10 protein-coding genes are annotated in these 14,670 nt (G+C 67.6%); 6 read left to right on the forward strand and 4 right to left on the reverse strand.

Translation table 11 applies throughout. The features are described from left to right. Positions 1–103 precede the first annotated feature (103 nt). A complete protein-coding gene (locus AC2YHT_RS02555; protein ID WP_487288025.1) occupies positions 104–958 on the reverse strand; it encodes an MBL fold metallo-hydrolase in 855 nt (284 codons plus the stop codon). Positions 959–1,031: 73 nt separating this feature from the next. On the opposite strand from AC2YHT_RS02555, the gene AC2YHT_RS02560 reads away from it, so the two are divergent. The 4 genes from AC2YHT_RS02560 to AC2YHT_RS02575 all read left to right on the forward strand — a co-directional run bounded on the left by AC2YHT_RS02560 (position 1,032) and on the right by AC2YHT_RS02575 (position 6,400). Continuing rightward, positions 1,032–1,391: an ArsR/SmtB family transcription factor gene (locus tag AC2YHT_RS02560; protein ID WP_199228528.1), complete on the forward strand. Its 360-nt coding sequence runs from the start codon at positions 1,032–1,034 to the stop codon at positions 1,389–1,391. Then, positions 1,360–1,893 carry a rhodanese family protein gene (locus AC2YHT_RS02565; RefSeq protein ID WP_487288026.1) on the forward strand — a complete coding sequence of 178 codons (534 nt, stop codon included), beginning with the start codon at positions 1,360–1,362 and terminating at the stop codon, positions 1,891–1,893. Before AC2YHT_RS02560 ends, AC2YHT_RS02565 begins: the two co-directional genes overlap by 32 nt. Positions 1,894–1,897: 4 nt before the next feature. Further along, entirely contained in the window at positions 1,898–2,665 is a 768-nt protein-coding gene (locus AC2YHT_RS02570) for a sulfite exporter TauE/SafE family protein (RefSeq protein WP_487288027.1), read from the forward strand. A gap of 561 nt (positions 2,666–3,226) precedes the next feature. Then, complete coding sequence (locus AC2YHT_RS02575) at positions 3,227–6,400, forward strand: TonB-dependent receptor (protein ID WP_487288028.1); 3,174 nt, start codon at positions 3,227–3,229, stop codon at positions 6,398–6,400. 36 nt (positions 6,401–6,436) lie between these two features. Here AC2YHT_RS02575 and AC2YHT_RS02580 read toward each other — a convergent pair whose 3' ends face one another. Beyond that, complete coding sequence (locus tag AC2YHT_RS02580; RefSeq protein WP_487288029.1) at positions 6,437–8,068, reverse strand: amidohydrolase; 1,632 nt, start codon at positions 8,066–8,068, stop codon at positions 6,437–6,439. A gap of 96 nt (positions 8,069–8,164) precedes the next feature. Between AC2YHT_RS02580 and AC2YHT_RS02585 the strand changes: the two genes are divergently transcribed. Beyond that, positions 8,165–8,737: a methylated-DNA--[protein]-cysteine S-methyltransferase gene (locus AC2YHT_RS02585; RefSeq protein WP_487288030.1), complete on the forward strand. Its 573-nt coding sequence runs from the start codon at positions 8,165–8,167 to the stop codon at positions 8,735–8,737. Between the two features lie 102 nt (positions 8,738–8,839). Here the strand turns inward: AC2YHT_RS02585 and AC2YHT_RS02590 are convergent, their stop codons facing one another. Next, a complete protein-coding gene (locus AC2YHT_RS02590) occupies positions 8,840–11,833 on the reverse strand; it encodes a TonB-dependent receptor domain-containing protein (protein ID WP_487288031.1) in 2,994 nt (997 codons plus the stop codon). A 324-nt stretch (positions 11,834–12,157) separates the two neighbouring features. Between AC2YHT_RS02590 and AC2YHT_RS02595 the strand changes: the two genes are divergently transcribed. Then, a complete protein-coding gene (locus AC2YHT_RS02595) occupies positions 12,158–14,179 on the forward strand; it encodes an alpha/beta hydrolase family protein (RefSeq protein WP_487288032.1) in 2,022 nt (673 codons plus the stop codon). A 117-nt stretch (positions 14,180–14,296) separates the two neighbouring features. Here AC2YHT_RS02595 and AC2YHT_RS02600 read toward each other — a convergent pair whose 3' ends face one another. Beyond that, positions 14,297–14,665, reverse strand: coding sequence for a response regulator (locus AC2YHT_RS02600; protein WP_101718306.1), 369 nt, complete (start codon positions 14,663–14,665; stop codon positions 14,297–14,299). Positions 14,666–14,670: the final 5 nt, after the last annotated feature.

A 14,670-nucleotide genomic window follows, 5' to 3' on the forward strand; every position in this document is an offset into this window, starting at 1 on the left:
GATGAGGCGCGGCCGTGGATCACCTGCGGCCTCGGCTTGGGTCCCCGCCTTCGCGGGGATGCTCGGTGAAAAATGAGCTCAGGCCGGTGAATGTCGATTGGCCCTAGGACGCGACCGGGATCCTCAGGAACAGGTTCCCGGCTGCGGTCGGCGCGGGCAGGGCGCCGGCGCGGATGTTCACCTGCAGGGACGGCAGGAACAGGGTCGGGGCCGGCAGGGTCGCGTCCCGCGCCGCGCGCAGGGCGACGAAGTCGTCCTCGGCCTTGCCGTCCCTGACGTGGATGTTGCGGGCCCGCTCCTCGGCGACGGTGGTTTCCCAGCGATAGTCCGACCGGCCTTGCGGCAGGTAGTCGTGGCCGACGAAGACGCGGGTTTCCGGCGGCAGGGCCAGGACCTTGCGGATCGAGCGGTACAGGGTCCGCGCGTCGCCGCCGGGGAAGTCGGCGCGGGCGGTGCCATAGTCGGGCATGAAGATCGTGTCGCCGACGAAGGCGGCGTCGCCGATCAGATAGGTCAGGCAGGCCGGGGTGTGGCCGGGCGTGTGCAGCGCGCCGATCGAAAGCTCGCCCAGGGGCAGGATGTCGCCCTCGTTCATCAGCACGTCGAAGACCGCGCCGTCGGCGGCGAGTTCGGCCTCGAACACCGGGATGAAGGTCTTCTGCACCTCGACGATCCGCGCGCCGATGACGATCTTGGCGCCGCTGCGGCCGCGGATGTAGTCGGCGGCCGACAGGTGGTCGGCGTGGGCGTGGGTCTCCAGCACATAGGCCAGGGTCAGGCCCCGGGCCTCGGCGGCGGCCAGCAGGGCGTCGGCCGAACCGGTCGAGAGCTTGCCGGCCTTGGGTTCGAAATCCAGCACCGGGTCGATGATCGCGGCCGTGCGCGTCGCCGGATCGGCGACGACGTAGCTGACGGTGAAGGTGGCGGGATCGAAAAACGCTTGAACGTCGGGTCGCATGGCTGGAGCCTCCGGTGGGCGGGCTCTTAATATTAGTGCTTGCTAAATTAGATCAAGCTAATATATGGCGATCATGTTCGATCTCTCGCGTTTCGACGTCAGCCAGTTCGAGGCCAGCGCCGCGCAGGCCGCCAAGCTCCTGCGCGCCCTGGCCAACGAGCGGCGGCTGATGATCCTGTGCCAGCTCGCGGACGGCGAACGGTCGGTGGGGCAGATCCAGCCCCTGGTCGGCCTGTCGCAGTCGGCCCTCTCGCAGCACCTGGCGGTGTTGCGCGAGGAGGGGATCGTGGCCGCGCGCCGCGAAGCCACGAGCCTCTGGTACCGGATCGCCGATCCGGCCGCCCTCAAGGTGGTCGGCACGCTCGCGGAGATCTTCTGCCCTCCAGCGGAGACCGCCGCCCATGACCACGATCCTCGATCCCCTGACGCCTGACGAGGCGGCCCGGCGCCTGGCGCAGGGCGCCGCCGTGCTGATCGACATCCGCGAGCCCGACGAGTTCGCCCGGCGACGGGCCCGGGGCGCGCTGTCGCGCCCGTTGTCGACGCTGGATGCGGCGGGCCTCGACCTGCCTGGCGGGCGCGAGGTGATCTTCACCTGCCGCTCGGGCCTGCGCACGGGCGCCAACGGCCAGCGTCTGGCGGCCGCCTGCGCGGGTCCGGCGCACGTGCTGGAGGGCGGGCTCGACGCCTGGGACCGGGCGGGCCTGCCCGTCGAGACCGACCGCAAGGCGCCGCTGGAGATGATGCGCCAGGTGCAGATCGTCGCCGGGTTGCTGGTGCTGTCGGGCGTGGTCCTGGGCCTGACCGTCTCGCCCTGGTTCCTGGGCGTGGCGGGCTTCGTCGGAGCGGGGCTGACCTTCGCCGGGATCACCGGCTTCTGCGGCATGGCGAGACTCCTGGCCCTGGCGCCCTGGAACCGTCCGGCGTCGGCGTGAAGCCATGGACGCGAGCCTTGTCGCCGCCGCCCTCAGCGGGGCGTTGGTCGCGCTGCTGCTGACGCTGTTCGGCGGCGGCGGTTCGGTGCTGGCGACGCCCTTGCTGCTCTACGTCGTCGGAGTGAGCGACGCCCATGTGGCGATCGGGACCTCGGCGGCGGCCGTGGCGGTCAACGCCGCCGTCGGCCTGGCGGCCCAGGCGCGGGCCGGCCGGGTGAAATGGCCCTGCGCCCTGACCTTCGGCGCGCCCGGCCTCGTCGGCTCGCTGGTCGGGGCCCACGCGGCCAAGGCCTTGCCGGGCGGTCACCTGCTGGCCTGGTTCGCCCTGGCCATGGCGGCCGTCGGCCTTTCGATGTTCCGCGCCCCGCGTTCGCCGGGCGATCCGGCCGTCCGCATCGACCCGGGCAAGGCCGCGCGGCTGGTTCCGGCCGGGGCGGCGACCGGCCTGGCGGCGGGGTTCTTCGGCATCGGCGGCGGCTTCCTGATCGCGCCGGGACTGATGGCGGCGGCCGGCATGACCCTGGCCAACGCCGCGGCCTCGTCCCTGGTGTCGGTGGCGTTGTTCGGCGCGGCGACCAGCGTCAGCTACGCCGCCTCGGGCCTCGTGGACGGGAGGCTGTTGCTGGCCCTGGTCGCGGGCGGCGCTGTCGGGGTGCTGGCGGGGACGCGCCTGGCGCCGCACCTGGCCTCGCGGGCCCTGCTGGCCCGCCGGCTGTTCGCCGCCATGGTGGTGGCGACGGCCGCCTATGTGCTGTGGCGCGCGCTCGCCTGAATAGGCGAGCGGTCTCGGCGCGGCGCGCCTGGGTGGTGCAAGATGGCGAGCATGAAAGATATCGCCGTTAGAAGATAAATATCGAAATCTTGAACATCGTTATTGTTGTGAGCGCCGATAATCTCGGCCGTATGTTCAAATACAAATCCGAGATGGATGTAACATCTTTGGAATGTGGCGTTATTTTGCCTTCATTGCCTCGACTCATGTTGACAATATCGTCGTCCCGATGAAGTTTTTCAGGGTCGCAGAGATCAAAGATCCGCGGCGCTATTGAAGATCGCTCGAACATTCGCCGTGGCGCGCAACCCCCGCGCCTTGGGCGACGACACCGAAACGCCGGCGCCGATCCATGGCGACCGTCGCCTGGCCTGACGCCCGCCGTGCGTCTGGGCGGGTTCTTTCGGCGTCCCCTGCAAGCCCGCCCAGATCGTCTCGCCACGCCAGGTCGCTGGTCGTGACCGCCGCCGCGACGGGCTTGTCCGCATCTTCAGTCAACAAACCGCGGCCCATGCGCCGCGACGACAAGGGCGGTCACCGCCTGTCTCTCGGAGGGAAACCATGTCGACCAACCACAAAGCGCGCCGGGACAACCGGCTGCTGATCACCACGGGCCTGGCCGCGGCCATCCTGGGCTCGAGCTCGTCGATCGCCCTGGCGCAAGCGACCCAGAATCCGGCGACCCAGGCCACGGACACGACCAAGGCCGCGCCGGAAGCCACGGTGGAGAACAAGGTCGAGGAGATCGTGGTCGTCGGCACCCGCGCCAGCCTGCAGAGCGCCATGGGCCGCAAGAAGCGGGCGGGGACGATCTCGGACTCGATCGTCGCGGAAGACATCAGCCAGTTCCCCGACAAGAACGTCGGCGAGGCCCTGGGCCGGGTGACCGGCGTACAGCTGGCCCGCGACTTCGGCGAAGGCAACGCGGTGTCGATCCGCGGTGTCGAGCCCGACCTGAACCGGGTCGAGATCAACGGCATGAGCACGCTGTCGACGGCCGGCAACATCAACGTCTATGGCGGCGGTGGGCGCGCCAACGACTTCCGCGAGCTGGCCTCGGAGCTGGTCAAGTCGATCGACGTGTTCAAGGGCTTCACGGCCGACATGACCGAGGGCGGCGTCGGCGGCACGGTCTCGGTGACCACCCGCAAGCCGCTGGACTTCAAGAAGCCGACCCTGTCGCTGACCGGTTCGATGCAGAACCTCGACACGGCCAAGGGCTGGAAGCCGCGCGGCAACCTGTTCGCCGCCACCCAGCTGTTCGACGGGCGTCTGGGCCTGATGGCCAACGTCACCTACGACAAGGTCAACACCCGCGGCGACTATGTCCGCAACTCGTCGTGGGGCCGGTTCGCCGACTTCGACGGCTCGACCGACAAGACCGTCGACTACTATTCGACCGCCTACAGCCAGGAGATCAACGACCTGGCCAGCGGCGTCAGCACCTATGCCGGCTGCTCCAGCCTGACCTCGCCCGACACCAGCCAGATCTCGACCAGCAACCTGCGCACGGCCTGCCAGAGCCAGTGGTACGACTACGCGCCGCGCGTGGCCCGCTACGGCGTCTGGACCCGCGAGGACGAGCGCCTCTCGGCCGAGTTCACGGTGCAGTACAAGGTCAGCGACCGGATCGACATCTGGGCAAGCTACAACCGCAATGAGCGCAGCCAGCGCCTGAACGACATCAACTACGGCACCGACTTCACCTCGGCGACCCGTCTGCGCAACACCGCCGCCAGCGGCGCCTCGTGCTCGTCGACCGACACCACGGCCAGCTCGGTCGTGGTCGACAAGAACCACAACGTCATCCAGTACACCCTGGGCAACTGCCTCACCACGTCGGGCAGCGGCGGCTACAACGGCTTCAGCATCAGCTCGCGCGACTTCGCCTACGACTCGTCGAGCGACTACTACAATTTCGGCGGGACCTATCGCGGCGAGCGCCTGCAGATCGACTTCCAGGGCTCGAACGCCGAGACCTCGACGGTGTCGCAGACCAACAATGTCAGCGTCAGCTTCGACACCCCCGGCATGACCGTGACGCTGAACCCGACCACGGGCGCGCCCTCGTTCACCTTCGCCAGCGGCTACAGCCCGTCGGACGCCTCGGCGATCCGCCAGTGGCAGATCCAGTATCGCCCGTCGAACTCGCAGTCGGAAGAGAAGCAATACAAGCTGGACTTCGACTATGAGACCGACCTGCCGTTCCTCAAGAAGATCGAGTTCGGCGGCCGCGCCACCGACTTCTCGACCTCGGGCTACGGCTACGGCGGCTACATCATCGACGGCGGCGACAACCTCTATTCGACCACCGACGACGTCGTGATCTACAGCAACGCGGTCAACTCGACGGCCACGGTCAGCAACTCGGCCACGGCCGATCAGACGGCGGCGACCGCCGCCTCGGCCGCCTATACCACCGGCTACTGGTCGACGACCGAGACCTGGTCGCGGGCGTTCTCCAACGCCGTGTTCGCCAACGCCATGACGGCCCTGCCCAGCGCCTTCTACTACGGCGGCGGCTCGCTGCCCTCGACCTGGCTCTATCCGAACTTCGCCAAGGTGGCGCAGTACCTCGACACCTCGCACTTCAACCTGAACAACCTGGTGAGCACCACCGGCAGCGACGGCAACACCTACGAGCAGATCCCCTATCGGATCGCCGAGCAGACCGACGCGATGTACCTGAAGTTCAACTACGCCTTCCCGCTGTTCGACTACGACGTGAACGGCAACTTCGGCTGGCGCCGGGTGCACACCAAGACCGTGGCTTCGGGCGCCCAGACGCGCAGCGAGACCTACGCCTCGACCAACGGCGGGACCTCGACCACCTATGTGCTGAGCAACACCCAGGCCAGCATGGAGAAGGACTACACGGTCTGGCTGCCGAGCTTCAACGTGGGCCTGTGGCTGCAGCCCAACAAGCTGTCGGCGCGCGCCGGCTTCGCCCAGCTGATGGCCCGTCCGCGCATGGACTATCTGATGCCGACGGTCAGCTGCACCACCGACAATTCGCCCGACGCCAACGGCGAGTTCGACGAGCCGAGCTGCACGGCCGGCAACCCGAACCTGAAGCCCTACCGCGCCAACCAGTACGACCTGTCGTTCGAGTGGTACCCGAACAACGACACCCAGCTGTCGCTGGGTCTGTTCTACAAGGACATCAAGTCGTTCTACCTGTCGTCCAAAACCCTGATCGGCAAGGTCGACGTCTATGGCGACGGGGTGCTCTACAACTACAACACCTACATCAACGGCGACGGGGCCAAGATCTCGGGTGTCGAGCTGACCGGCAAGACGGCCCTGACCTGGCTGCCGGGGGTGTTCTCCGGCTTCGGCGTCGACGCCAACTACACCTATCAGGAAGCCAAGGACGTCGAGCTCTATTCGACCCTCGACGGCTCGCCGCTGCCGTTCCCCGGCCTGTCCAAGAGCAGCGCCAACCTGACGGTCTGGTACGACAAGGGCCCGGTCAACGCCCGCCTGGCCTACAACTACCGCTCCAAGTACCTGTCCTCGGCCGCCGACACCTCGGGCCAGCCGGTGTTCAAGGAGCCGACCGGCTACCTCGACGGCAAGATCACCTGGAAGCCGGGTCCGCAGGGCCTGCAGCTGTTCGTCGAAGGCAAGAACCTGACCAAGGAAGAAGAGGTCTCGACGGCGGGCGACATCCGCCTGATCGAGCAGGGCTATTTCGGCCGCCGCTTCTTCATGGGCTTCACCTACAAGTACTAGGGTTAGGCCAAGGCCGCCCCGCTCCGGCGGGGCGGCCTATTTCTCGAACACCACCTTGCCGTCGACGATGGTCAGCACGGCCTGGGCCTTGAGGATATCGGCCGGGGCGATGGCCATCAGGTCGCGGTCGAAGACGGTGAGGTCGGCGGCCTTGCCGGCCTGCAGCACGCCGCGCTGCTGCTCGGCGAAGGCCGCGTATGCGGGCGCCCAGGTCAGCATGCGCAGGGCCTGGTCGCGGCTGACCGCCTCTTCCAGATGCCAGTCGGCATTGGCGAAGCCCGAGAGGCTGTGGCGGTAGACGGCGGCGTAGAACTCGATGCGCGGGTCGCCGACCTCGACGGGCGCGTCGGATCCGGCGGCGACGACCGCGCCGCTTTTCAGCATGTCGGCCCAGGCATAGGCGCCTTTCAGCCGGTCCTTGCCCAGGCGGGCGGGGGCGAAATAGAGGTCGCCGATGGCGTGGCTGGGCTGCATCGAGGCGATGATCCCCAGCCTGGAAAAGCGCGGCAGGTCGGCGGCGTCGACCACCTGGGCGTGCTCGATGCGCCAGCGGCGGTCGGCGTCGCTGCCCAGCACTTCGCCGAACCAGTCCAGCACCATGCGGTTGCCGCGATCGCCGATGGCGTGCATGGCGACCTGGGCGTTGACGGCGCGCGCCTGGCGCATGAGGGCCAGGCCCTGGTCGTGCTCGGTGAGGATCAGGCCCTGGCCCTCGGCGTCGCTGTAGGGCGCCAGCAGGGCCGCGCCGCGCGAGCCCAGGGCGCCGTCCATGTAGAGCTTGATCCCGCGCAGGCGGATCAGGCCGGTGGGGTCGGCGCTGGGACCGGTCTTCAGCACCTCGGCCGCGCCGGACGGGTCCATGTAGTTGTCGACGCGCAGGGAAAAGCGGCCCTCGGCGGCCAGTTGGCGCAGGATCTCCAGGTCCTCGGCGTCGACGCTCATATTGCCAAGGCCAGTCCAGCCGCGGCTGGCGTAGAGCCTGCCGGCGGTCTCCAGCGCCTGGCGCTTGAGGGCCGGGGAGGGCGGCGGGATGACGCCCTCGACCAGCGCCTGGGCGTGGTCGATCAGCATGCCGGTGGGCTCGCCGGTCTCGTCCTTGAGGATCTGGCCGCCGGACGGGGCGGTGGTGTCGCGGGTGACGCCGGCCTTGGCCAGGGCGGCGCTGGAGGCGACCACGGCGTGGCCGTCGGCGCGGCCCAGCACGACGATGCGGCCGGGGGCGGCGCGATCGAGGTCGGCGCGGGCGGGGAAGCGCTTTTCCGGCCAGTGGGTCTCGATCCAGCCCCGGCCGTAGATCGGCGCATCGCCCGGATGGGCCTGGGCGTAGGCGCGGACGGCGGCGACCAGGGCCTCGACGGAGTCGGTCTGGTCGAGGTTGAGGGTCAGCTCGCGCAGGCCGATGCCGGTGAGGTGGGCGTGGGCGTCGACGAAGCCGGGATAGGCGGCCGCGCCCGCAAGATCGATGTCGCGGGCGCCGGGGGCGGCCTTGGCGCGGGCGGCGGCCAGCGGGCCGACGAAGGCGATCGTCCGGTCGCGGATCAGCACCGCCTCGGCCGTGGGGGTCGCGGCGACCCCGGTGTGGATCGGCCCGCCGTGCACCAGGATGTCGCCGGCGAAGGCTGGCGCGGCGGCGAGGAGCAGGGCGGCGGCGAGCGGGGCGAGGCGCAAGGGCGATCTCCGGAACCGGGGCGGGGAGAAGAGCGTGACCGTGGAAAGGTAGAAGGCCCGGCTCGCAACCTGCAACAGCGGTGTTAATCTGTCGCCATGGGACAGGGCTTCATGCTTTTCGAGACGGCGATCGGCCGTTGCGGCCTGGCGTGGGCGGCGGGCGGGCTGATCGGCGTGCAACTGCCCGAGGCCGGCCCCGGCGCGACCTGGGCGAGGCTGCGCAAGCGCTATCCCGACGCCGCCGAAACCGCGCCGCCGCCGGAGATCGACCTCGTCGCCGATCGTATCATCGACCTGCTGGCCGGAGGTCGCGACGACCTGGCCGACGTGTCGCTGGACCTCACCGTGGTGCAGCCCTTCAACCGCCGGGTCTACGAGATCGCTCGCGCCATTCGCCCCGGCGAGACCTCGACCTACGGCCAGGTGGCCAAGGCCATGGGCGAGCCGGGGGCGATGCGGGCGGTGGGCAAGGCCCTGGGCGAGAACCCCTGGCCGATCGTCGTGCCCTGTCACCGGGTGCTGGGCGCCGACGGCCGGATGGGCGGCTTCAGCGCCGACGGCGGGGCCGAGACCAAGGCCCGGCTGCTGACCATCGAGCGGGCCCGCGTCAACGACGTGCCGACCCTGTTCGACCTGGAATTCTCGGTGGCCCCGCCCAAGGGGCGCTGAGCGCGCCGGCCCGTCGCCGACGATCGATTTCGCTTGGTTCCAAATAAAAAGGCGGCGGATCCGAAGATCCGCCGCCCGATAGCTCATTCTATTCCGTGAGGATTAGAAGCTCTTCGACACGTTCAGGAAGAACTGACGGCCGATGTAGTCGTAGCCGCTGTACAGCGGGGCGTTGCCAACCCGGTTGTAGTAGCCCGACGAGATGACCGGCGGGTCCTTGTCCATCAGGTTGCGGACGCCGAAGGTGGCTTCCCACTCGTTCTTGGAGGTGTACTGGACCGACAGGCTGTGCAGGAAGTAATCCGGCACATCGAAGTCGTACTGGGTGGTCTGCTTGTTCACGCCCAGGTAGGCGTAGCTTTCCTGAGCAGCGATCCATTCCAGACCGTAGCGGAACTTGTAGGACTTCCAGGCGTAGGTGGCGTCGAAGGTGCCCGTGTATTCCGGCGAGTTAACGGTGCCGTTGTACTCGTCCATCTCGTCGTCGCTGAACAGCTTGGAGGCCTGCGACAGGTACTGAGTGACCTGGGCGTTCAGGGTCAGACGGCCCTCGCCGATGTCACGCTTGTAGCGGAAGTTGTAGTCCCAACCCTTCACGACCTGGATCGCGATGTTGGTGTAGCTGTCGTGCACCGTCAGGGCGTTGGTACCCACGGCGCGCGTGTCGACGAAGCGGCAGAAGCCGCCGCCCGAGCGGAACTGCGGGTCGTCGTAGCAGGCCTGCAGGATGTTGCTGGCGCCGAAGCGGGCGACACCGTTGTTGATCTTGATGTTGTAGTAGTCGATGGCGACCGACAGGCTGCCCCAGCCCGAGGGCAGTTCGGGCTGCAGGATGATGCCGCCGGTGTAGTTCTTCGAGGTTTCAGCCTCGAGGCCCTGATCGGCGCCGCCGGCCGTCAGCACCTTGACGCTTTGGGTCGAGGTGTAGGCGGTGTTGTTGAGTTCGGCGTTACAGTTCTTGTAGCGCTGCGAGGTGATGTCCTGAGCGCCGTAGTTGTCGCAGGGGTCGATGGTGTTCGACAGGAAGCCGCTGGTGGCGCCTTGGTACTGTTCGAACAGCGCCGGAGCGCGGAACGAGGTGCCGTAGGTGCCGCGGAACGACAGCCAGCCGACCGGCGTGTAGACGCCGCCGACCTTGTAGGTCTGATCCGAACCGTACGACTTGTAGTCGGTGTGACGGCCCGACAGGTTCAGGGTCAGGTCCTTGGCGAACGGCTGGTTGGCCAGCAGCGGGATTTCGACTTCGCCGAACACTTCCCAGACCTGGTCGTCGCCGCGGGTGATCGTCGACGAGGTCAGGTTGTAGAGGTTGCCGGTCTGGCTGTTGATGTCCGGAGTGTCGTCGATCTCGTTGCGGCGGATTTCGGCGCCGACCGAGGCCTTCACTTCACCGGCCGGCAGCTTGAACACCGGGCCGTCGAAGTTCACGGTGGCGACGGCTTCGTTGTAGTTCGTCTTACCGGTCACCTTCTGGAAGGTGTAGTCGATCCAGTCCTGCGGCAGCTTGCCACCGACGGTGTCGCTGGTCAGAGCCGGACCGGGAATGCAGCCGGCGGCCGAGTTCGTGGTGTTGACGCGGCAGGTGTAGCCGTTGCGGACGAACTGGGCGGGCGTGCCGGTCGGAGCGACCACGACGTCCATCGATTCGGCCAGACGGTCGGTCAGCCACGACTGCTGGGTGTAGGTCGAATCCGAGTTCGAGTAGCTGGCCGAGAAGTCATAGCGCCAGTTCGGCAGGAAGGTCAGGTCGCCGCGGATGCCGCCGGTGGCCTTTTCGAACTTCACGACCTGGCTGCTGACGTCGTTGCCGAAGCCGATGAAGGCGCGTACGCCCGTGGCCAGGCCCTTGGTCATCGTGCTGCCGCCAGCGGCGAGGAACGTGCTGAAGGCCAGGTTCGACGGGATGAGCGGGCTGCCCTTGGCGTAGTCCAGCGACAGCTGGCGGTAGCCGGTCTGCTGCGAACGACGCTGGTTGGCCAGCACTTCGAAGTAGACTTCGGCGTTGCCGAGGGCCTGCAGGTCGTAAGCGCCTTGACCGAAGGCGGTGTAGATCTTCACCGGCGAGATCAGCGAGCGCTTCAGCGTGCGCGGATCGAAGGTGTCGCGGACGTTCAGGTTGTTCGAACCGCCGCCAACGCCTTCCCAGCCGACCAGGCCGGTGGTGACGGCCGAGTTCGGACGCCAGCGGTTGAACGTGGTGCCCACCGAGCCGGCGGCGCCGACGCCCGTGGTCGAGGTGGTGCCGAGGGTGTTGATCGTCACGCCGTTCGAGCCGGTCGTGGTGATCGGGTAGCACTTCGGCGACTTGGTCAGCGGGTCGACGAAGTCGAGCGAGCCGCCCGAGGCGCGGTTGATGAAGCTGTCGGTGTTGCAGCGGGTCCAGTCGCGGTCGGCGAGGGTGAGGTCGCTGCGCTCGAGGTATTCCAGCGAGCCCGACAGGGTCCAGCGGTCGCCCGTGGCGCCGGCGACGACCGACAGGCGGTTGGTGTTGCCGCCGCCGTGAGCGGTCTTGTTGTACTGGTTCTCGACCGTGATGCCCTGGGCGTTTTGCTTGGTGATGATGTTCACCACGCCGGCGACGGCGTCAGAACCGTAGATCGACGAAGCGCCGTCCTTCAGGATTTCGACGCGGTCGATCATGGCGCTGGGCAGCACGTTCAGGTCGGCCGAACCGACCGAACCGCGCGAGCCGGCCGGAGCGACGCGGCGGCCGTTCAGCAGGATCAGGGTGCGCGAGGCGCCCAGGCCGCGCAGCGACAGGGTGTTGGCGCCCGGGCCGCCGTTGGTGACGTAGCCGCCGAAGGCGTTGTTGATCTGAGCCGAACCGCCGGTGACGGCGGTGCCTTGCAGGGCCTCGGTGGTCGAGGCGAAGCCGGCCAGGGTCGATTCCTCGCGGGTGATCACTTGGACCGGCGAGGGCGAGTTGAAGGTGTCGCGACGGATGCGCGAACCAACGACCACGAGTTCTTCGACTTCGTTAGCGTCGGCCTTGGCCTTGTCTTGCGCGAAGGCCGGAGCCGCCATGGCGGCCATGCTCAGCATAACGCCGAGAGCAGACCCCGCACACAGCGCGGTCTTCATCGTCTTATCAATCATTCGAGTCCCCAAAAGTACCTGTCGCTGACGCCCCTCAGGGTCCGCGACCGCCGCACGCATAAGGCGCAGCCCCGGCGGACAGTAGCGGGCCGACACTCGGTCGCAACACTTTTGACGCAATTTCGACGCGAATGGAAAATGACGCGGTACGATGGTTGCTCAAATGGCACAATGAGGCAGTGAACGCGAAAATTTTCCCCCTTTCCGTGCACGAAGTCGCCCTTGTCGCCCTCTGAATGCGGTGGCAGCTTGCCAAGATTGCACGGCGCGTCATGCACCTATGCGGGCATGGGGCGCCCTCCAGGGGTTGGGGATTGAAAGTTTATGCTTAGAAGTCTGGTGCTGGCGGCCATGGCCGTTTTCGGAGCGACTACGGCGATTGCGGCGCCGAAACCTCCCACCGTCGAACAGCTCGCCGCATATCCGGCGGTGTCGAGTTTCTCACTTTCCCCCGACGGGAAATATATCGCCGGCCTGCGAGGCCAGGGCGAAGATCGCGTTATCCTGGTGTGGGAAGCCGCCGATCTGAAGAAGGCGCCGAAGGTCCTGGCGTCCAAGCAGATGAAGATCCAGTCGGTCCAGTTCATCAAGAACGACCTGCTGGCCGTCAGCCTGTGGAACCCGTACGACGACCTGCTCGGCGGCGGCGTGACCAAGACCTTCGCCGAGAAGCTGTTCTTCGTCGACGTCGACGGCAAGAACTGGCGCGAGCCGATGTATCAGGACGACGGCGGCAGCCAGGCGATGTCCGTGCTGATCAAGCGCTTCGGGCCGGAGGTGCTGGACAGCCTGCCCAACGATCCCGACCACGTTCTGGTCGTCTCGCAGGTGGGCACCAAGCGCGGCGACGTGTTCAAGGTGAACGTGAAGAACGGGCGTTCCGAGCGCATCCAGCGCACCGCCGACAACGTCTCGGGCTACTTCACCGACCTGGACGGCAAGCTGCGCGGCCGGGTCCGCGGCGACGTCGACGGCAAGGGCGCCTACACGACGACCGAGCTGCGCACGGCTGACGGCGGCTGGGTGGAGCACTTCCGCACCTATGTGAAGGACCGCGACGTCACCAGCATCGTCGGCTTCACCAAGGATCCTAACGTCGCCCTGGTGCTCAGCAACGTCGGCCAGGACAAGGCCGTGGTCTATGAATACGACATCGCCAAGCGCCAGATGGGCGAGGTGCTGTTCAAGCACCCCTATTTCGAGGCCAACGCGCCGCGGGTGTTCCGCTACGCCGGGCCGCGCTTCGGCGAGATCGTCGGGCTGAGCTATGACGGCCCGGTCGGCGGCGACGTGGTCTGGGTCGATCCGGACCTCAAGGCCCTCGACGCCGCCCTGCGCCAGGCGCTGAACATCACCCCGACGCCGACCACCTTCGTCGACGTGGAGACCGGCAAGAGCGCTGAAACCAAGTACTTTTCCGACAAGTACTATCGCATCATCGACTACTCGCCCGACCTGAAGACGGTGATCCTGTCGGTGGCCGGCGCGACGACGCCGCCGTCCTACTACCTGTTCAAGAATGGTGAGCTGCAGCTGCTGTCCAAGGCCTATCCGGACATCGACCCGGCCGCCCTCGGCACCCGCAAGCTGGTCTACTACAAGGCCCGCGACGGTCTCGACATCCCGGCCTTCCTGACCCTGCCGAACCCCGAGCTGTGCGGCCCGGCGCCGTATCGCACCGTCATCCACCCGCACGGCGGTCCGTGGGCGCGCGACCACATGGGCTTCGACGGCTCGATGTGGACGCCGCTGATGGCCTCGCGCTGCATGGCCGTGCTGCAGCCGCAGTATCGCGGCTCCGACGGCTGGAGCCGCCGCCTGTGGAAGGCCGGCGACGCCGAGTGGGGTCAGAAGATGCAGGACGACAAGGACGACGGCGCCAAGTGGCTGATCGAGCAGAAGATCGCCCAGCCCGGCCACATCGCCATGTTCGGCTTCTCCTACGGCGGCTACGCCTCGATGGACGCCGCCGTGCGCCCGAACGGTCTCTACAAGTGCGCCATCGCCGGCGCCGGGGTGTCGGACATCCGCCGCATCTGGAAGGACTTCTACACCAACCCCTACTTCATGGACGCCCAGGGGCCGACCGTGAAGGGCGTCAGCCCGGTGGACTTCGCCGACCAGATCAAGATCCCGATCATGGTCTATCACGGCGAGCGCGACCGGACGGTGCCGATCGAGCAGTCGGAATGGTTCGTCAACAAGGCCAAGAAGTCGGGCCAGGTGGTCGAGTACCACGTGTTCGACGACTACGATCACGGCCGGGCCTGGACCCGCAAGATCATGGCCGACCAGCTGCGGATCATCGACGACTACTTCGCCAAGGGCTGCGCCGGCGGCCTGTAGGCGCGCCGGCTCGGGCGGGCGGCGTCAAGCCGCTCGCCCGTCCGCCGCCAGCCGGAAACGAGAACGCCCGCGCGATCGCATCGCGCGGGCGTTTTCTTGTCTGGAAACGTGGAGGGCTCAGACCACCTGGGCGGCCAGGCCTTCCAGCACGCGGCGCAGGTCGGCCTCGCGGAACGGTTTCTGCAGCACCGCCGAGCCCTTGTGCGGCTCGGTCAGGCCCGCCTCGCCGTAGCCGCTGGCGAAGGCGAACGGCACGCCGCGCGCCTTCAGGGCGTCGGCGACCGGGAAGATCGGGCGGCCGCCCAGATTGACGTCGAGCAGGGCCGCGTCGATCTCGGCCGAGCCGGCCAGGCGCAGGGCCTCCTCGATCTCGGCGGCGGGACCGACGACCTCGCAGCCGAGATCGCCGAGCATGTCCTCGACCAGCATCGAGACGAGGGCCTCGTCTTCGACCACCAGAACCTTCAGGGCGGCGAGGGTCTTCATCTGTT

The sequence above is a fragment of the Caulobacter sp. SRI_008 genome (genome assembly GCF_057586355.1).

Bases quoted from the DNA above. Each gene is read 5' to 3' on its own strand.
- AC2YHT_RS02600 (WP_101718306.1), bottom strand. From the start codon at position 14,665: ATGAAGACCCTCGCCGCCCTGAAGGTTCTGGTGGTCGAAGACGAGGCC.
- AC2YHT_RS02575 (WP_487288028.1), top strand. From the start codon at position 3,227: ATGTCGACCAACCACAAAGCGCGCCGGGACAACCGGCTGCTGATCACC.
- AC2YHT_RS02570 (WP_487288027.1), top strand. From the start codon at position 1,898: ATGGACGCGAGCCTTGTCGCCGCCGCCCTCAGCGGGGCGTTGGTCGCG.
- AC2YHT_RS02590 (WP_487288031.1), bottom strand. From the start codon at position 11,833: ATGATTGATAAGACGATGAAGACCGCGCTGTGTGCGGGGTCTGCTCTC.
- AC2YHT_RS02585 (WP_487288030.1), top strand. From the start codon at position 8,165: ATGGGACAGGGCTTCATGCTTTTCGAGACGGCGATCGGCCGTTGCGGC.
- AC2YHT_RS02595 (WP_487288032.1), top strand. From the start codon at position 12,158: ATGCTTAGAAGTCTGGTGCTGGCGGCCATGGCCGTTTTCGGAGCGACT.
- AC2YHT_RS02560 (WP_199228528.1), top strand. From the start codon at position 1,032: ATGTTCGATCTCTCGCGTTTCGACGTCAGCCAGTTCGAGGCCAGCGCC.
- AC2YHT_RS02555 (WP_487288025.1), bottom strand. From the start codon at position 958: ATGCGACCCGACGTTCAAGCGTTTTTCGATCCCGCCACCTTCACCGTC.
- AC2YHT_RS02565 (WP_487288026.1), top strand. From the start codon at position 1,360: ATGACCACGATCCTCGATCCCCTGACGCCTGACGAGGCGGCCCGGCGC.